This window comes from Saccharothrix mutabilis subsp. mutabilis (assembly GCF_039521145.1).
Classification (GTDB): Bacteria; Actinomycetota; Actinomycetes; order Mycobacteriales; family Pseudonocardiaceae; genus Actinosynnema; species Actinosynnema mutabilis.
In genome coordinates this window covers 67,606-84,972 of record NZ_BAAABU010000015.1, presented here as the reverse complement: position 1 = coordinate 84,972, position 17,367 = coordinate 67,606, and the positions used below count along the sequence as shown (strand labels likewise).

The window sequence follows — 17,367 nt, the reverse complement described above, 5'->3', positions numbered from 1 at the left end:
TCCCTGTGCCCGCCGCCCGCCAGGGAACAGGCTGGAGGTGCGACACGACGCGAGGAGGCACCATGACGACGATCGCCAGGCTCCCGAGCGGGTGGTTCCCGCCCGAGGTCGTCTCACTGCTGGAGGGGAACTGGCCGTTCGGCTCCCGGCACGCCGTGCACGTCGAGGACTTCGTCGAGAACGGCACGTACGTCGTGCGGGCGGAGCTGCCGGGGCTGGACCCCGAGTCCGACATCGAGGTGAGCACGTCCGGCGGACGGATCACCATCAACGCCCGCCGCGAGCAGGAGACCCACGACAAGCAGCGCACGGAGTTCCGCTACGGCGAGTTCAGCCGCACGCTGACGCTGCCGCCGGGCGCCCGGGCCGACGCGGTCTCGGCGAGCTACCGCAAGGGCATCCTGGAGATCCGGGTGCCGCTCGCCGACGAGCCGCAGGGGCGCACCATCCCCATCGGGGTGGCAGCCGAATGAGACGCGGGCGGGTGGCGGACGTGCGGCAGGGGCGCGCCGCCACCCGCCCCGACCAGTCCCGGGGTGTGACATGCCGGACGACCAGCGCGGGAAGGTGACCACCGGGACGGCGGTCGTGCGGCGGTGGACGTGGACCGGCGCTTGCGTGCTGGTCTTCGCGGTCTTGGCGCACCTGCTGTTGCGGGTGCTGGTCGTGCTGTCGCCGGTGCTGATCCCGCTCGCGGTGGCGGTGCTGCTGACCGCGCTGCTGTGGCCGCTGGTGGCGTGGCTGACCCGGCTGCGCGTGCCCCGGGCGCTCGCCGCCGGGCTCGTGCTGCTGGTGTCGTTGGCGGCCCTGGGCGCGATGCTCGCGTTCAGCGTCGACGCGCTGGTGGGCGGGGCGGGCGATCTCGGCACGACGCTGCGGGACGCGGTCGCCCGGGTGCGCGACTGGCTCGTGCACGGGCCGCTGAGCCTGCGCGAGACGCAGGTGGACGCGCTGGTGGAGGACCTCGTCGGCGTCGTCACCGGACAGACCGAGCGCATCGTCGGCGGGGCGACGGCGACGGCCACCGCCCTGGGCGGGTTCCTGGCCGGTCTCGTCCTGGCGCTGTTCGCCCTGTTCTTCTTCCTCGCCGACGGTGAGCGCATCTGGCTGGGCGCGTTGCGGCTGGTGCCCGCGCGGCTGCGGGACGAGGCCGACGCGGCGGGGCGCGGCGCGCTGCACGCCCTCACCGGGTTCACCCGCGCCACGCTCGCGGTCGCGGTCGTCGACGCCGCCGCGATCGGCACCGGCCTGGCCCTGTTGGGCGTGCCGATGGTGGTCCCGTTGACGTCGCTGGTGTTCCTGGGGGCGTTCGTGCCCTACGTGGGCGCGTTCGTCGCGGGGTCCGTGGCCGTGCTGGTGGCGCTGGTGTCGGGCGGACCGGTCACCGCGCTGCTCGTCCTCGCGCTCAACATCGGCGTGCAGGAGTTGGAGGGCGACGTGCTGCAACCGTTCCTGCTCGGCCGGGTCGTCCGGCTGCACCCGCTGGTCGTGGTCGTCGCGATCGGGGTCGGCGTGGTGGTCGCGGGCCTGGTGGGCGCGCTGTTCGCCGTGCCCGTGGTCCTGGTCGCCCGCGCGGTGCTGGAGTCGAGGGCCCGGTGAGGCGGAAGTCCCGGCGCGCCGGGGTCTTCGGCTGGTGTCGCGGCTGGCCGCGGTCGGGGACCGTCGTCCCATGAGCACCACGACATCGCCACGAACCCGCCGCGCGCTCGCCGCCGGCAGCGGTTTCGTCGCCCTGAACGCCTTCGCGGGCGGGGTCGCGCTGGCCACCGGGGTCATCGACCTCGGCCCGGTGGTCACCGACCGCCTGCCCTCGCACAGCCCCGTCCTGGCCGGGCTCGCGCTCGTGCTCGTCGTCGGCGCGCCGATGGCGGTCGCCGCACGACGGGCCGCGACCGGCCACCCGCGCTGGGCCGGCACCGCCGTGTTCGCGGGCGCCTGCCTCGTCGCGTGGATCGCGGTTCAGCTTGTGGTCATCCGGACGTTCTCCTGGTTGCAGCCGGTGATGGCGGCGGCCGGGGTCGCGGTCCTGCTCGCGGGGCTGCGCGGCATCCGGAAGCGGTGAACGAGCACTCACGCCGGCCGATGACGGCGACCGGCCACCAGCCCGACAGGTGCGGGTTCAGTGGCCGGATCGGCGCATCCGCTCGGCCAGCTCCCGCAGTTCCCGGCCCGACGTGCGCAGCGGCGCGCCGTGTCCGGGCGCCAGCAGCGCCGGGTCCAGCGCCGCGAGCCGCGCGACCGACTCGGCCGCGCGCCCCCAGTCCCAGGTGGTGCAGCGCGGCGGCGCGCACGGCCGCGACCTGGGGCGGAACAGGCCGAACACCGAGTTCAACTCGACGGTCACCACGGCGTCCCCGGTGATCACCACACCGTCCCGGCGGCGGAAGTACGCCGCGTGCCCGGCCGTGTGCCCCGGCGTGGGGACGCACTCCCAGCCCGGAAGGCCGGGCAGTTCCCGTTCGGCGTCGTAGGCCCGCGCGATGCCCTCAAGGCTGTCCCTGGCCCGGATCGCGGCCAGCTTGCGTCGCGGCACGAGCCGCAGGGCGGGGGCGATCAGCCGACGGTCGAGGGGGTGGGCGTACTCGGGGAGGTACTCGCCCGCCGCGAACCGCGTTTCCTCCGGGTGCAGGTGGACGGGCACCCGCCACGTCCGGGCCAGCTCTGCCGCGGCCCCGGAGTGGTCGGGGTGGACGTGGGTCAGGTAGATGGACGTGGGGCGGCTGCCGGGGCCGAACAGCGCATCGGCGGCGGCGCGGATGACCGCCGCCCGGCCCGGCCAGGCGGCGTCCACCAGCACCCACGCCGCCGCGGACCCGACCAGGTACACGTTCGCCTCGGTGACCGCCCGGCCCGTGCCCAGCCGGTGCACGCCGGGAGCGATCTCCACCGGACGTGCCGCTGATGAACCCATGCGCGTCCCACCTCCTGCCGTCGGCCCCATCGAGGGCGTCGGCCCGCGTCGTGACCTCACCGGGCCCGCGATCGCCGTCCCGGTCCGGCGGCGGCCCGGTCGGGTCCGGCCCCGGCCCGATCCCGGCCGACAGCCGCGACCAGCGCGGTCGTCAGAGCGGCGAACGCCAGCACGGCCAACACCGCCACCGTCACAGGACTGCCCACGCCCAGCGCCCACCGCACAAGAACGGTCCCCGGGAACAACGCGAGGTAGGCGGCGACCGCGACCACGAGCGCGGGCCGCCACAGACGGCCGACCGGACGCGCGAGAGACCGCGCGCGGCCCTTGGTCACGTCGCCGCTCATCACCGCGACGCCAAGCAGGAGACCAACCAGGGGCGGCCCGAACCCACCACCGACCAGAAGCAGGAGCACCGACAACGCGACGATGACAGCACCGTCGCGCGGCCTGGCCACCGACCGCGCGCACCACAGCGAGAAGACCAGCGCGACAACGATCGTCAGCACCCCGGACAGCAGCATGTTCCCGACCAGCGTCATCGCCGGCTCACCGTCGAGCACCTCGAACGCCTCGACATCCGGCCACGACTCGATGACGGGACCGGCGGCGACCGGCCCCTGCACGATCTCGCCAACCCCGTGCTCCACCGCGGCGAACCCGGCCACGACCCCGAGGACCGCGACGGTCCTCCGGGTCGCCGGACCGACGCCTGGTACGACCGAGGAACTCATGTCGTCCCCCTTCGGATCGTGGACGGAGAGCGCTGCGGGCCCACCTGCCCTCCAACGGGTTCCTCCCCACGGTCCTCGCCCGGCGGTGGCGGGAGGAGGGCATTCCGGCCCACGACACCAGAGCACCAGGTCCGTGACGCCAACCGTGACGGCCCTGGTGGCGCTGCTGGTCACAACCGACAACCGCGCGCGAGGACGGTGCGTGCGGTGCTTGCCTCCGGTTCTCGCCGGGGGCGGCCACTCGTGCGGGTTGTCGATGAAGGGCTACACCCCTTGGACGATGCCGAGAATGATGGCCAGCGCCGCAACGATGACAAACAGTGCGACAATCCCCCAGACCAGCACTCGACGACGTTTTTCGTGGTTGGGCGCCGAGCGAGCAGCGGTCGTCGCGGGGCGGCGGTAAGAGGGTGCCACGCGAGTTGGCGGCCCGGCGGTTCGATTGATGAACTCCAGCAATGTCTCGAACTTCGCCTCGTGCGCGAGGTCGTCAACGGAAAGAACCTCGGCCGTGAGCATTTCAGTGAAGCTTGTCGTGGACACATACGCGTGAGGACTTCTACTGATCCCGTATGCACGGTGGATGGGCACGTGAACCGCCCTCAGCAGGTAACGATGCACCTCGATGTGCAGCCCCGCCTCAAGCCGCAACTGTTCTTGGTCCGGGATTTCCACGAATACTTTGGGTTCGAAACCGAGGATCTTCTTCTGGTCGGCGACGATCCACCGGCAGTCGGAAGTGTTGATCCCGCCGACCTGTACGCGCGGAGTACCCGACTTGACGTCGAGCGAAGTTTTGACCTTGGCCGAGGCCACGTCCAGGGCCTTGACTTCGAGTTCGACGCCCACCGGCGTGACCGACTCGTCGTAGTCTGACGGCGGCTCCAGTTCGTACGCGATGGCCACCGTGTCCCCGGAGCCCGTCTGGAGGTGCACCGTGAAAGCGAGTCTGCGTGCGACGATGTAGTCGCTGTACAGCATGACGGTGACCGGAATCTGAACCTTGACACGACGGCGGCCGGGTGCCGCGCCGGCCTCCTCATGGACCGTCAGCACTTTCGGCAGACGAAGATCGAACATTCTCAGGATCTCCGGCACGTCGCCGGGAGGTGCCGGCTCAATCGGCGGGAGATGGTCTACGGCTCGCTGCTCGTCTTCACGCGATTCGTCTTCCGGCCACACCGGCGTGTCAGTCGGTTGCAACTCGATGGAGCACGTCTGGTTCTCGGTCTCGCCCGATCCGGGGTGATTGCTGTCATCTTCCTCATATCGGACTTGATCAACCCAGTAGACCATGGCCACTCCCCACGACGAGCCACCCCGTTCGCTTGAGTATGGTTGATCCGAATCCGGCCGATCAGGGGCGAAGGTCCCTGACCGCCCGGTGCCACTCAGCCCGGAAGTCGGGTGCATGTCAGGCCGTGGCCGCGCGGTGCTGATCAACCAGGTGTTCGTTGGAGCGAGCATCGGTCAGCGCCCTGGGCCGGTCTACCGCTGAAAATCAAGCCGCCTCGATCGGCAGTGTGGTCTTGCGCTGCGTCCGTTGCCGGCGAGGGACGCGACGGGGTCGATCTCCTGCTCGGCGCGGCGATTCGTGGCAATGGACAACAAGACCGGCCAGCTGCGCATGAACTCTTGCCGCCGAACCTTCGCATGACGGCGCGGGCTCGCCTTCACCTCTCTCCCAGGTGCGGTGTTGCCGCCCGGCAGGACGCGGTCCTGGTACAGCCTGGCTACCAAGACGGCCAACGGCTGCGACGGCGCGGACGACCTGATCTGGCACACCAGCGGCGGGAGTACAAGTTCGAGGCCAACCCCACGCGCGGGCCCGGCGGACCGCTCGTCCACGCGAAGGGCACCGTCTACTACCCGTGATCGACGAGTGGGAGCGCGGGATCCCGCGTTCCCACCGCAACCGGCCGTATGAGCGAAGGGCGGCGACTGACGATCGCCACCGACGCAGTCGGCGGCTGCGCCTGGTGCGGTGCGTTGCCCTGTTGCCGCCAGGGCTTGGGGTTCAGCCGCCATGATGGTTCTGCGGCCCGCTGGAGGTCGCGGCGTTCCCGGCGGCTGAGCCGAGTCGGACGGCACGTGCGGGGACCGCGTCCCCTTCCACCTCACGACTGGACGACGCGGCAACGCTCGGCTGCGGACTTGTCCAGCAAGGCACCCCTCCGCCGACCCCGGTGCGATCGGCCGCCACCGGTCACCGGAGCTGATCAAGGGCACCTGATCAGGCGACGGACTTCCCCGTCGGCCGATGGTTCGATGGCGTCGTGCGATCAGGGGAAGCCGTGCCGCTCGTCGTGTTCGTCGTCGGAGCACCGGGAGCAGGCAAGAGCACCGTTGCCCGGCACCTCGCCGAGCGCTTGGGGTGCGCGGAGTTCCTGAGCGGCGACGTCCTCCGACGCACCGCGGAGCAGGACGACGAGGTCGGTCGGGACGTCGCCGACCGGCTGTCCCGGGACGAGACCATGCCGGTGCCGCTGTACTGCCGGGTCGTGCGGCGCGAAGTGGGGCCCGCCGACAAGGGTGTGGTCTTCGACGGCTTCCCCCGCACCTTGGAGCAGTGCCTCGCCATCCCGACCGTGCTCGACGCGGCCGGGGTGCCGGGTGCCGACGTGCTGGGTTTGGGGCTGCTCGTGCCGGCGACCGTGTCGATCGACCGGATCAGCCGCCGGGGCGAGCGGGCCGAGGACACCGCGCACCTGGCGCGGACGCGGCTGTCCACCCACGTCCGGCGATCCACGGACATCGCCACCGCGTTCGCCACGCGCTGGCCCTACGTCGAACTGGACGCGACCGACGGCATCGCCCAGGTGGTCGACGCGGCCTTGGCGGCGCTCTCAGCACGGGTCGACCGGGTCGCCGAACGCCGCTGACTCGCGAGCCAGGCGGGCGAGGTCGCGCGGCTCGCGGGCGAAGGAGAACTCCGGGCTGTCCAGCAGGCCGTGAGCGCGTGCTTCCAGCCAGGACAGCTCGCGGTACTTGTCCGGTGCCATGGACTGCGACCCGAAGTCCCAGCCGACGCTGGACACCTGCCGGTCGCCGTAGAGCCGCCGGGCCCGCTCGCGGTAGACGTCGGCGGTCACCGTGTCCGGATGGGTGAACGACAGGTCGAACCCGTTGGCTCCCAGCCCGAACGCCGCCAAGCCGTAGAGGATCGTGCACTCGATCCGCGACCGGGCGCAGAACTCGGCGATCCGCCGCGCCCCCACGGCACTGCCCGCGTACGACAGCAGGAACAGCCGTTCGAGGCGGTGCACCTGCCGGTACGCGTCGAGTGCCGCGACCACCGTGGCGCCGGACGCGACGGTGTCGCCGACGACCAGGCACGGCTTGCCCGCGTCGAACCGGGCGTACGAGACGTCGATCTTGGCGTCGTCGGCCACGACGTCCACCCTCGTCGTCGCGACGAGGTTCGTCGGCAGGTCGATCTCGACGGAGTCGGCCGCCGCGGCGAGCTGGTAGGCCAGTCCCTTGCTCAGGATCAACAGTTCGGCGGCGTCGGTCAGGTCATCGGCCAGGTGCGCCAGGAACAACCGGCTGGCCGCGAAGCACGCCCTCCGGTGGGGCAGGCCGATCAACCCCCGCTCGAACAGGATGCGCTCCAACGGCTCGTTCTCCACGATGTGGAGGCCGGGACCGACGGTGCGGACCCGGCTCTCCCCCACGTCAGGGCGCATCGCTGAGCGCCGTCACCGGTGGACGCCGAGCCGGTGCAGGGCGTCGAGCATGGGCCGGTCGCCCGCCAACACGTTGGACCGGTACTCGTCTATCGGCTCCCGCAGCCACGCGGGGGTGACGAGGGAGCCGCGCGGAGCGACCGGAAGCCCTTTCAGCGCTTCACCCGCCTCGGTGAAGTCGTCCACCACCGCCACGGCCAGCGACGCGACGTGCGGGTGCACGTAGCCCTCGACGCGTGCTCCCCGGTAGACGAGGTGGTCGCGGCGGTACTTCGAGTTGCGCGGCGCGACCACGATGACCGGCGTGCCCAGCGCGGCCGCGGCGGCCATCTCCACGCCGATGCCCAGACCCCGCCGTTCCCGCGCGTCCACGACCACCGCGGACGCCATGAGGACCTGGTACATGTCGCGACCGAATTGGCCGAGCACGTTGGTCGGGTCCGTGATCGGGTCGTCCGGGTTCAGGAACACCACCTCCAGCGGGTGTGCCCCCTCCTGGACCCGCTCGCGCTCCCGGTCGGTCCAGCACAACTTCCGCTCATCGCCCACGCCTTTGGCGATGGAACCCGAGCAGTACACCGAAACGATCATCGATCTCCCATTTCGAATCACCCGTACAACGCATCCGCCGCCATTCGGACGGCGAACTCGGCTTGAGCCAGGGACTTCACCTCGACCGGTCGGGACGCGCGTGAGCGCACCACCGCCCGGCGCAAACCATCGACCCGATCCGGGGATTGGTCGGCCACGGCCACCGAGCCGAATTCCGCGCTGGACCGCAGTTGCACCAAATCGGCCCAGGTGGCGGTGGCGTGGACGAAATCGCTCAACCCGAGCCAGTGGAGCGTGCGGTCGAGAGCCCGTCCGGACACGGCGGAAACGCCCGGCTCCGCCTCCACGCCGCAGGACAGCCCGCCGAACGGGAAGTCACTCAGGACGATGGCGTCGAGCTCTCGCAGGTAGCTCGACAAGTAGGCACGGGAGACGAACCAGGCGATGCGCGCCAGTTCGTCGGGTCGGGGTCGGACCGGGATCACCCGCGCGATGAACCTGCTGACGAACGCCTGCTCCCCCAGCCGCTCGGGCACGGCTCGCAACTCGCGCTCGGGCTTGCGGTGACCGGGCGGCCAGTGCCTCGCCAGGCTCACCGCCAGCCTGCCCAACTCCTCGTCCCGGTCCAGCGCCGCCTCCCACCGGTGGGCGATGTGATCGGCGGTGGAGCCGGCACCCCGGGGACTCCAGACCAGGTCTCGCGCCACGGCGAGAGAGGTTGGGGCCACGTAGGGGTTCCGCGGGTCCGCGCGGTACTCGGCGGCCTTCCGCTCGCCGTACCGCATCACGTCCCGCGTCGGCGCGCAGTAGGCGACCTGCCGCAGTGAGACCAGTTCGCGCAGCCGTTCCAGGATGCGGGGCAGGCCGGGCACCTCGAACAGGTACGAAGCGGGCATCACGAGGTACGCGTCGGTCGCGAGCACGGCCAGTCGCGTCGCGTACAACGCCTGGGCGGTGGTCAATCGCGGTTTCCCGTTTCGAGCGGGGAAACCGTAGCAGCGCAGGATCTCCGGGTTGAGATACTGCACGAAGACGGGCCGGTTCCGGCTGTAAGGAGCGCTGGCCGGTTGGACACCCAAGTGGATGTCCCGGCCCGCCACGTAGGCGTCGCGAACACTCGCGACGAGCTGCGTCCGCTTCGCGGACACCGATGTCACCGAGGCGACCATCACCCACCTCGGCAAGTTTCCAGCCGCGAACCGACCCCCATACCCACCCCCGACCAGCGTGACGCCGATGCTAGCAACGCGACGGAGCCGAATTCCGCAGTTATGTGGCTTCGGCATCGTGGCACCCGAAAGAGTGCGTCCATTCCGCTGGACGGGGCACTGCGAGCCCTATCCGAAAATTGAAGAGCACAGTGGAGAGGACGCGGTGTGCGTGCAGCCGAATTCGCAGCCCGCCACGCCACCGCCGTCCTCGCCCACGTCCACACCCGGATGTCGGAACAACCAGCCGGTGGCCGACGTTGGACTGGATACCCCCTGGGGTACCCGACCGAGGGTGGCCGCGGCCGGGTCTACGCCCAACCGGGCGCGCTGCCCGCGACCGCGCTGGAGGAGCAGGGTTTCGGTGTGCTGACCGAGATCGACGTCCGGGCGACCATGCGCGAGAAGCTCGATGCCGAGGTCGAGCCCTACGTGATCCTGGGCGCGTGCAACCCGCCGCTGGCGCACCGGGCGCTGGAGGTCGACCGGACGATCGGCCTGCTGCTGCCGTGCAACGTCGTCGTCCGCGACCGCGGCGGGCGCACGCTCGTGCAGGCGCTCGACCCGAACGTGATGACCGAGCTGACCGGGCGGGACGAGCTGCGCCCGGTCGCCGAAGACGCGGCCGAGCGCCTGCGCGCCGCGCTGGACTCGCTCGCGTCGTCGGTCACAGCGGAAGGCTGACGGTGAGCAGGGTGCCGCCGCCGTCGGACGTGGCGGTGACGGTTCCGCCGTGCGCGGTCACGAGCTCCCTGACCACGGCCAGCCCGATACCCGTGCCCGCGACGGCGCGTCCCGCCCGGCCGCGCCAGCGCCGCTCGAAGACGTGCCCCAGCTCCGCCGCGGGGATGCCCGGCCCGGTGTCGTGGACGTCGACGAACGCCGTGTCGGCCGAGCGGTGGACGCGCACGGTGACCACGTCACCCGGCCGGGCGTAGCGCGCGCAGTTGGCGAGCAGGTTGCCCAGCGCCTGGTGAAGGCGATCGGGGTCGGCTCGCACCACGACACCGGTCGCGAGTTCGGTGCGCACTTCCAGGCTCGCGGCGCGCAGGTGCGCGATGTGCGCTTCGACGGCCGTCGCGGCCACCTCGGCGAGGTCGACGTCGCGCAGCCGCAACGACAGCGCGGCGGCCTCGGCCGCGGACAGCTCGCTGAGGTCCTGCACGATCCGGCCCAGTCGCTGTGCCTGGTCGTGCAGGCTGGTCAGGCGTTCGGCGTCCGGCTGCGCCATCCCGTCCCGCAGCTCCTCCAGACCCGCCTGCAACGTCGCCAGCGGTGTGCGCAACTCGTGCGCGACGTCGCCGGTCAGGTCCCGTCTGGCCCGTTCGGCCCGGGCCACCTCCGCGGCCATGTGGTCGAACGCCGCGGCCAGCTCGCCCAGCTCGCCCGGCGCTCGCACCCCGGCGCGGGCGGTGCGGTCGCCCGCCGAGATGCGGCGCGCGGCGCGGGTCAGGCGACCGAGCGGCACGACGATCCGCCGACCCACGAACCAGGTGGTGACCCCGGCGACGGCCAGCGCGATCCCCGCCGCGAGCCCGATCCACCCCCAGGTGATGTTTCGCGCCACGGGAGTGGCCGGGGAACCGAAGGCCAGCTGGACCGAGCCGACCACGGCGCCGCCGACCACCACCGGCACCTCGACCCGCCCGGTTCCCGGCATGGCGTTCATCGGCATGCCGCGGCCGTGACCGGTCACGTTCGCGCCGTCGGCGGTCCGCACGACGAGCCGGGCACCGGCACCCGTGGCCAGGTCGGTCGCGGTGGCGAGGTCCACCGAGTCCCAGCCGCCGGCGGCGCCATAGGCCGTCGCGACCGCCGCGGCCACCCGCTCGGCCGCCTGCCGGCGAGCCTCCGCCTGCGCCGATTCCAGCCCCTGCCCGGTCCCCCACAACGCGGCGCCGGTCAGCACCGCCACCGACGACAGCGCCACGAGCACGAACGCGGCCAGCAGCCGTCTGCTCAACGGCCCCCACGCGGCGGCGTCGTCACGGGTCACGGCGCAACCCCAGCCGGTAGCCGACGCCGAGGACCGTCTGCACCACGTCCGGTCCGCTCGCGCCGAGCTTGTGGCGCAGGTTCTTCACGTGCGAGTCGATGGTTCGCTCGTAGCCCTCGAACTCGTAGCCGCGCACGCGGTTGATCAGCTCGTAGCGCGAGTAGACCCGGCCGGGGACCGCCGCCACCGCCGCCAGGATTCCCCACTCGGTCGGCGTCAAGTCCAGCACCTCGCCGTCCCAGCGCGCCTCGTGCCGCCCCTGGTCGATCCGCAGCCGACCGTCCCCGAAGGACGCCGCCGCCGGCTGTGCGGTGGCGCCGGCGCGGTGCAGCACGGCCCGCACCCGCAGCACCAGTTCGGTGGGGCTGAACGGTTTGGTGACGTAGTCGTCGGCGCCGAGTTCCAAGCCGCGGATCCGGTCCTCCACCTCACCGCGTGCCGTTAGCACGATGACAGGCGCCTGTCCGCGTTGCCGCGCCGCGCGCAGCACTTCCACACCGTCGACGTCGGGCAGCCCGAGGTCCAGCACCACCAGCGCGGGCACCCCGTCGGCCACCATGTTCAGCGCCTGCGCACCGGAACCAGTCGTCAGCACGGTGAAACCCGCTCGCTCCAGATATCGGCGCAGCAGCTCGCGGATCTCCTTCTCGTCCTCGACGACGAGCACGGTGTCTCCCACGAACTCACGATAAGCACGCAGGTCAGGCCGCTTCGAGAGGCGAAGTACCCGTCGTGGCCGGCTCCATCGGTCCTTCACACGACCTGCACACGGCCTGCTCGGGCGCGGCAGAGGATCGACAGCGGAAACGAGGAAAGGAGGAGCCATGAAGACCCGGACCCGGATCGCCGTGATCACGGCGGCCGGAATCGTCGCGGCGGGTGCGTTCGCCACGACCTTCGCGCTGGCGAACGACTCCCCGGCGATGCACGGCCCCGGCGCCGGCCGCGGCTCCGACCCCGGCGCGGTGACCATGCCGCGCGGCGGGCCGCGTGACGGCGGATGCCTCGCCGTCCCCGCGATCGTCGACCCGAGCGGCACGCTCACCGAGGCCCAGCGCACCGCGCTCGCGGCCAACGCGGAGGAGGAGAAGCTGGCGCACGACCTGTACACCGAGTTCGCCAACCGCTACGACCTGCGCGTCTTCGACCGCATCGCCGCGTCGGAGACCGCGCACCTCCAGGCGGTCCGGACGCTGCTGAGCCGCTACGGGATCGCCGACCCCACCGCGGACCAGGCGCCCGGTCACTTCGCGACACCGGCCGTGCAGGCGACCTACGACCGGCTGCTGGCCGAGGGGTCCGCGGGCCAGGACGCCGCGCTCGAAGCCGGCCGCACCGTGGAGACAGCGGACATCGCGCTGTTGCGCGAGTCGCTCGACGACCTCACCGCGCCCGACGTCCAGCGCGTCTACGACGGCCTGCTGACGGCCTCGCAGCACCACCTGGCCGCGTTCGACCGTCATCTGAGCCGGTGAGGCGGTGGTGGCGGCCCTCCTCCGGGCCGCCACCACCGTTCAAGGGTCCCCGGGCGAGGCTCCGTCGTCGATCGTCGGCGTCCTCCGGCGGTCGGGCCACTGCACCTCCCCTCCGGCCTCGGCCGCCACGTCGCAGGACAGCGCGGCAGAGCACCACGCGCAGCCGTCCCGGGTGCCGCCCCGACGGTCCACCTGCCCTCCAACGGGTTTCTCCCCACGGTCCTCGCCGGCGGTTCGTCGGGACGGCGTTTAGTGTGCGAGGTGGCCATCGGGTCGACCAACGGGTGGGAGGTGGCCGCCGTGAGCGCCCCCTTGTTCCGCGCCGCCCCGGACGCCGGGGCCGCCGACCGGGGGACGACAGTGCGGGTCGCCCGTGCCGTGTCGGCGACTGCGGCCCTGGCCATCGCCGTCTGCGCCATCGCGGGCCTCCTCTCCCCCGTCTACCGCGACCCCGACGAGATCGTGGCCCTGTTCCGCGCCTACGACGCCGTCGCCCTGGCCGCGGCGGTGCTGCTGCTCGTCGTCGCGCTGTTCGCTCGCTCCGTCCACGCCGTGCTGCTGTGGGCGGGCATGCTGGCCTACGCGGCATACAACTACGCCTACTACTTGTTCGGCGCCCGCCTGAACGCCCTGTTCGGCCTGTACGCGGCCGTCGTCGCACTGTCAGTCACGGGACTGGTCGCGCTGCTGCTCGCGACCGACAACCGCGTCATCGCCGCCCGCTACCGCCGCCGCACACCCGTTCGCGCCGTCGCCGTCGTACTGGCGGTGCTGGCGGTCTCCCTGGGAGCGATGTGGCTGACCAGGATCGCCGCAGCCGTGTCCGGGCAGACCCCGCTGAGCGAGCCGTCGAAACTGGTCGTGCCCGCCGCCTTCACCCAACTGGGCGCGGCCGTGGACCTGGCGGTGCTGGTGCCCGCTTACGGAGCGGTGGCCGTGGCGCTGTGGCGAGGCGTCGCCTGGGCGTACCCGGCAGCGACGGCACTGCTGCTGGCCGGGGTGCTGCACCAGGTCGCCTACATGGTGGCCCTGGTCGTCCAGGCCTCAACCGGCATCGCCGGAGCCACCGCCTTCGACCCGCTGGAACCGGTCATCGCCGGCGCGTTCCTGGCAGCGGCCACCGTGATGCTCTGGCACCGCGAGAAGCGTTCCGCCGCGGGCGAGTAGCGCGGCGGGAACCGGCGCGAAGGCCGCCGCGGAGACCGTGCGAGGGGGATGCGGGCGGTGCCGGTGTCAGAGCTTGCCTGCGGTCTTGGCGAGGACGGCGGCGAGCAGGTCGTAGTCGACGTGCCCGCCCTCGCTGATGTCGGCCGCCTTGCGGTCGCCGTTGCCCAAGGAACGCAGGACACCTTTCACCGGCTCGACGTCACCGGCCTCGAACACCATGAACGACACCTTCTTCGGTGCCACGTGGATCACGGCGGCGTGCTTCCCGTTCTTCAGGAAGTGCGGCTTGCCGTACAGGAGTTGTTCCTCTGCGTCGGTGATGGTCGCGTGGACCATCGCCCGCAGCTTGCCGCACACCTCCGCCTGCCAGGGGAGCGTCTTGTCGATGTAGTTGGTGACCTCGTCGTTCATGGCTTTCTCCTTCGTGGTGGGGAGTGGTCAGGACGCGGCCGTCGTCGGCCGGTAGGTGAGGACGACGGCGCCGTTGGCGAACGTCGTCGCGTCGAGCAGGTCGAGGGTCGTGGCGCTGTCCTCGCGGAACAGCGGCTCGCCCTTGCCCTTGACGACCGGGCACAGCCAGATCCGGTACTCGTCGAGGAGACCGGCCGCCGCCAGCGCGTCGGTGACGCGGCCGGCGCCCCAGATCAGGATGTCGCCGCCCTGCTGCTCCTTGAGTTCCGCGACCCGGGCGACGAGATCACCACCGGGGATGACGACAGTGGGGTTCCACGCCGACGTGTCGACCGGCTGCGACGCGACGACGTACTTGGTGATGCGGTTGACGTGGTCCGAGAACGGGTTCCCGCCCATGTGCGGCCACGCCTGCGCCATGCCTTCGTAGGTGACACGGCCGAGCAGCAGCGCGTCGGCGGCCGTGGTCATCGCGAAGGCGTACGCCTGAGCTTCCTCGCTGGAGTAGCGCAGCGACCACTCGTGCGGGTTGTCGATGAAGCCGTCGAGCGTGGAGTAGGTGGAGTTGATGACCTTACGCACGGGTTGTCTCCAGTCGTTTGGTTTGGCGGGCGTTGTGCCAGGTGGTGCTGTCGACGAAGTGGTTGTCGTAGCGCTCTTGGGCGGCGAAGAGGTCCTCTGGTGTGGCGTCGCCGTTGCGGACCCGGTCGAGGAGCCGGAAATACCCGAACCGCTCGACACCGGGGATGAACGCGATGAGCAGGTCGGCCCCGGAGCCCGGTGCCGCGGCGAAGGCGTGGACGGTGTGCGGCGGCACGAACAACAGGTCGCCTTCCCCCGCCGTGACGACGTCCTCGCCGACGAGTACCTGGAGGACTCCGTCGAGGACGAAGAACGCCTCCGCCGATGTGCCGTGGTAGTGCCGTACGGCCCCGTCCTGGCCCTTGCCCAGCGTCGTCCGCGTGGCACTGAGGGCACCGCCGGTCGCCGGCACGTCGGCGAGCAGCGAGATCGTGTTCGGTCCCGTTCCCAGGAGTTCCGCCTCGCCCCGCCGCACTACCAGCGGCGGAACCCCCAGACCGGTGGGACGTGGTGTGCTCATGGCCTTATAGTCACACGACTGATAGTACGGTGTCAAACTATCAACTGTCGGATAGAGCCAGGGTCGAATAGAGTGCGAGTGTGAGTGAGACGAGCCAAGAGCACCCCGACGCCGTCGACGGCGTGATCGCGGCCTGGGCACGCGAACGCCCGGACCTCGACCTCGACGCCATCGCCGTGGCCGGCCGCCTGGGTCGGGTGAGCCTCCTGCTGCTGCCCGCGCAGGAAGCGGTCTTCGCCCGGTTCGGGCTGCAAAAGGGCGAGTTCGACGTCCTGGCGTCGCTGCGCCGCTCCGGCGATCCGTACACGCTGAGGCCGTCACAACTCTCGGCGGCACTGATGCTGACCCGCGCGGGCATGACCAACCGCCTGGACCGCCTGGAGGCGGCCGGACTCGTCGAGCGCACCCTCGACCCGGAGGACCGCCGCAGCTTCCGCGTCCGGCTCACCGACAAGGGTCACGGCATCGTCGACGAAGCGATGACGGCGCACACGGCCAACGTCACCCGGCTGCTGTCGGGGCTGGACGAGGAGCAACTCCAAGCACTCGACGGACTCCTGCGGACCCTGCTGCGCTCTCTGGAAGCCTAGTTCCGCGAGTCACGAGGCCGGCGACAGCCGGCGAGCCGCGGCGGTGGACGACGGCAGACCCGATCCCGGGGCTGCCGTCGAAGCACACCACGCCCGGACGGGCCCTACCGGGCCGGACCCACCTGCCACCGCACCGCGCGGTACGAGCCGTCCGCCGTCGTCGCCAGGCCGATGATCGTGCCGGTGTTGTTCAACGCCACCGGCGTGCTGTAGGCACCGCCCAGCGTGCCCAGGTCGATCACGCGCCCGTTGCGCCACAGGAACGCGCGATCGGCGCCCGAGGCCGTGCTGCGGCCGACCACGTCGCCGTTGTCGTTCACCGCCAGCGCTTCGGCGGGCCCGGCCACCGGGATCACGACCTGCTGTCCGCCGCGCCACACCGTCGCCCGCCGGACGCCCGCGGCGTCCTTGGTCCACCCCGCGACGTCACCGCGCTCGTTGACCGCGCGCCGGTTGTCCGCGACCCGGCCCTCACCACCCGGCAGCACGGTCACGGTGTCGCCCTGCCAGCGCAACGGCACGAGACCGCGGCTGCCGACGATCACGCCGGAGCCGTTCACCGCGCTCACCGAGTACGAGCCAGACGTGCCCGGCGCGTCGGGCAACCGGTCGCAGGAGCCCTCTCGGCAGCGGAACCCGAAGGATGCGCCGCCCATCATCGGCGTGTGGGCGCCGGCGACCAGGCCGTAGTGGTTGATCACCCGGGCGGACAGGTGCGGGCCCGCGTCGCCGACCGGGAGCACCTGCACGCGGCCGTCCCGCCACACCGCGGCCCGCTCCAGGTGCCAGCCCGCCGGTGACGCCGAGTAGGTCATCGGCACCCAACCGCGGTCGTTGATCGCGCCGGCGGCGACGATGCCCGCACCCTCGGGCGCGATGCCGGTGGTCGTGCCGTCGTGCCAGATCTTGGGGTGCTGGACGTAATCACCGCCGCCGATCCGGGAGTCGGTGAGCACCACCTGGCCGCGACGGTTGATCGAGGTCGCGAAGCTGCCGGGCAGCGCGGTGACGCGTGCACGCCGCCACAGCACGGGCGTCGAGCCGCTCTCACCGATGATCTGGCCCGCGTCGTTGAGGTCGAGGACCCTGGTCGGGTCCTGCGCGGACAGGCCGGGCAGTGCGGTGGCCGGCACGCGGTCGGCCGCCCGCGCGGCCGGCGCGGCGAGCACCGGCAGCACGACGGCCAGCAGGACCGCGACGAGGGGTCTGAACCAGGGCATGGTCGCTCCGTTGCTGGAAGGACTTGGCGGCCCTGCCCCGAACGCTACCGGCGACCGGCGCCCCGTGCGTCCACCTGTCGGCGCACCGCTGACGCGCTCCCGATCTCGTCGACGCAGTCCCCCGAAGAGCGCGAGGTCGTGGCCGACGCAAGCCGGCACAGCTTCACCCGATCGGCGGGGTACACCATCCGCGGGAACATCGACTGGGCCAGCCGAGTCACCCGCTACACCCGACACCACCGGGACACCGCGCCCGGGTTGGCGGCAGAACCGATCGACACCGCCGACACACCAGTTGCCGTCGAATCCATCGCA

Annotated in this window: 20 protein-coding genes; 8 read left to right on the top strand and 12 right to left on the bottom strand. The window is 71.7% G+C overall.

Annotation, left to right across the window (positions count from 1 at the left end; genetic code table 11):
• Positions 1-62: 62 nt before the first annotated feature.
• The 3 genes from ABD126_RS26765 to ABD126_RS26755 all read left to right on the top strand — a co-directional run bounded on the left by ABD126_RS26765 (position 63) and on the right by ABD126_RS26755 (position 2,062).
• Positions 63-473, top strand: coding sequence for an Hsp20/alpha crystallin family protein (locus tag ABD126_RS26765; RefSeq protein WP_343936702.1), 411 nt, complete (start codon positions 63-65; stop codon positions 471-473).
• Between the two features lie 70 nt (positions 474-543).
• Complete coding sequence (locus tag ABD126_RS26760; protein ID WP_343936701.1) at positions 544-1,599, top strand: AI-2E family transporter; 1,056 nt, start codon at positions 544-546, stop codon at positions 1,597-1,599.
• A gap of 70 nt (positions 1,600-1,669) precedes the next feature.
• On the top strand, positions 1,670-2,062 hold the full coding sequence (locus ABD126_RS26755) for a hypothetical protein (protein WP_343936700.1): 393 nt from the start codon (positions 1,670-1,672) through the stop codon (positions 2,060-2,062).
• A gap of 57 nt (positions 2,063-2,119) precedes the next feature.
• Here ABD126_RS26755 and ABD126_RS26750 read toward each other — a convergent pair whose 3' ends face one another.
• The 3 genes from ABD126_RS26750 to ABD126_RS26740 all read right to left on the bottom strand — a co-directional run bounded on the left by ABD126_RS26750 (position 2,120) and on the right by ABD126_RS26740 (position 4,941).
• Positions 2,120-2,911: an MBL fold metallo-hydrolase gene (locus ABD126_RS26750; protein ID WP_343936699.1), complete on the bottom strand. Its 792-nt coding sequence runs from the start codon at positions 2,909-2,911 to the stop codon at positions 2,120-2,122.
• 56 nt (positions 2,912-2,967) lie between these two features.
• Positions 2,968-3,645: a hypothetical protein gene (locus ABD126_RS26745; protein ID WP_343936698.1), complete on the bottom strand. Its 678-nt coding sequence runs from the start codon at positions 3,643-3,645 to the stop codon at positions 2,968-2,970.
• Between the two features lie 264 nt (positions 3,646-3,909).
• A complete protein-coding gene (locus tag ABD126_RS26740; protein WP_343936697.1) occupies positions 3,910-4,941 on the bottom strand; it encodes a hypothetical protein in 1,032 nt (343 codons plus the stop codon).
• Between the two features lie 980 nt (positions 4,942-5,921).
• Here ABD126_RS26740 and ABD126_RS26735 point away from each other — a divergent pair.
• Entirely contained in the window at positions 5,922-6,527 is a 606-nt protein-coding gene (locus tag ABD126_RS26735) for a nucleoside monophosphate kinase (protein WP_343936696.1), read from the top strand.
• Here the strand turns inward: ABD126_RS26735 and ABD126_RS26730 are convergent.
• The 3 genes from ABD126_RS26730 to ABD126_RS26720 are packed head-to-tail and all read right to left on the bottom strand — an operon-like array spanning position 6,492 to position 8,845.
• The gene (locus ABD126_RS26730) at positions 6,492-7,331 is read right to left on the bottom strand and encodes a hypothetical protein (RefSeq protein ID WP_343936695.1); all 840 of its coding nucleotides are present in this window, start codon (positions 7,329-7,331) and stop codon (positions 6,492-6,494) included. The genes ABD126_RS26735 and ABD126_RS26730 overlap by 36 nt on opposite strands.
• Positions 7,332-7,343: 12 nt before the next feature.
• Positions 7,344-7,922, bottom strand: a complete 579-nt coding sequence (locus tag ABD126_RS26725; protein ID WP_343936694.1) for a hypothetical protein — start codon at positions 7,920-7,922, stop codon at positions 7,344-7,346.
• A gap of 17 nt (positions 7,923-7,939) precedes the next feature.
• A complete protein-coding gene (locus ABD126_RS26720) occupies positions 7,940-8,845 on the bottom strand; it encodes a hypothetical protein (RefSeq protein WP_343936693.1) in 906 nt (301 codons plus the stop codon).
• 414 nt (positions 8,846-9,259) lie between these two features.
• Between ABD126_RS26720 and ABD126_RS26715 the strand changes: the two genes are divergently transcribed.
• Positions 9,260-9,775, top strand: a complete 516-nt coding sequence (locus ABD126_RS26715; protein ID WP_343936692.1) for a DUF302 domain-containing protein — start codon at positions 9,260-9,262, stop codon at positions 9,773-9,775.
• On the opposite strand, the gene ABD126_RS26710 is transcribed toward ABD126_RS26715, so the two are convergent.
• Positions 9,759-11,087, bottom strand: coding sequence for a HAMP domain-containing sensor histidine kinase (locus ABD126_RS26710; RefSeq protein ID WP_343936691.1), 1,329 nt, complete (start codon positions 11,085-11,087; stop codon positions 9,759-9,761). The genes ABD126_RS26715 and ABD126_RS26710 overlap by 17 nt on opposite strands.
• Positions 11,077-11,766 carry a response regulator transcription factor gene (locus ABD126_RS26705; RefSeq protein WP_343936690.1) on the bottom strand — a complete coding sequence of 230 codons (690 nt, stop codon included), beginning with the start codon at positions 11,764-11,766 and terminating at the stop codon, positions 11,077-11,079. The genes ABD126_RS26710 and ABD126_RS26705 overlap by 11 nt, the downstream gene beginning before the upstream one ends.
• A 145-nt stretch (positions 11,767-11,911) precedes the next feature.
• Here ABD126_RS26705 and ABD126_RS26700 point away from each other — a divergent pair, with 145 nt between their 5' ends.
• Positions 11,912-12,562: a DUF2202 domain-containing protein gene (locus ABD126_RS26700; RefSeq protein ID WP_343936689.1), complete on the top strand. Its 651-nt coding sequence runs from the start codon at positions 11,912-11,914 to the stop codon at positions 12,560-12,562.
• A gap of 300 nt (positions 12,563-12,862) precedes the next feature.
• Positions 12,863-13,729, top strand: coding sequence for a hypothetical protein (locus tag ABD126_RS26695; protein ID WP_343936688.1), 867 nt, complete (start codon positions 12,863-12,865; stop codon positions 13,727-13,729).
• Between the two features lie 66 nt (positions 13,730-13,795).
• On the opposite strand, the gene ABD126_RS26690 is transcribed toward ABD126_RS26695, so the two are convergent.
• From ABD126_RS26690 to ABD126_RS26680, 3 genes are read right to left on the bottom strand one after another with little or no spacing between them, the layout of a single operon-like run.
• Positions 13,796-14,140 carry a DUF1801 domain-containing protein gene (locus tag ABD126_RS26690; protein WP_343936687.1) on the bottom strand — a complete coding sequence of 115 codons (345 nt, stop codon included), beginning with the start codon at positions 14,138-14,140 and terminating at the stop codon, positions 13,796-13,798.
• Between the two features lie 27 nt (positions 14,141-14,167).
• Positions 14,168-14,722, bottom strand: coding sequence for a dihydrofolate reductase family protein (locus ABD126_RS26685; RefSeq protein ID WP_343936686.1), 555 nt, complete (start codon positions 14,720-14,722; stop codon positions 14,168-14,170).
• Complete coding sequence (locus tag ABD126_RS26680) at positions 14,715-15,242, bottom strand: cupin domain-containing protein (RefSeq protein ID WP_343936685.1); 528 nt, start codon at positions 15,240-15,242, stop codon at positions 14,715-14,717. Before ABD126_RS26680 ends, ABD126_RS26685 begins: the two co-directional genes overlap by 8 nt.
• 80 nt (positions 15,243-15,322) lie before the next feature.
• Here ABD126_RS26680 and ABD126_RS26675 point away from each other — a divergent pair, with 80 nt between their 5' ends.
• Positions 15,323-15,832 (top strand): MarR family winged helix-turn-helix transcriptional regulator, encoded by a 510-nt coding sequence (locus ABD126_RS26675; RefSeq protein WP_343936684.1) that lies wholly within the window; start codon positions 15,323-15,325, stop codon positions 15,830-15,832.
• A 104-nt stretch (positions 15,833-15,936) separates the two neighbouring features.
• Here ABD126_RS26675 and ABD126_RS26670 read toward each other — a convergent pair whose 3' ends face one another.
• On the bottom strand, positions 15,937-17,052 hold the full coding sequence (locus ABD126_RS26670) for a hypothetical protein (protein WP_343936683.1): 1,116 nt from the start codon (positions 17,050-17,052) through the stop codon (positions 15,937-15,939).
• Positions 17,053-17,367 lie beyond the last annotated feature (315 nt).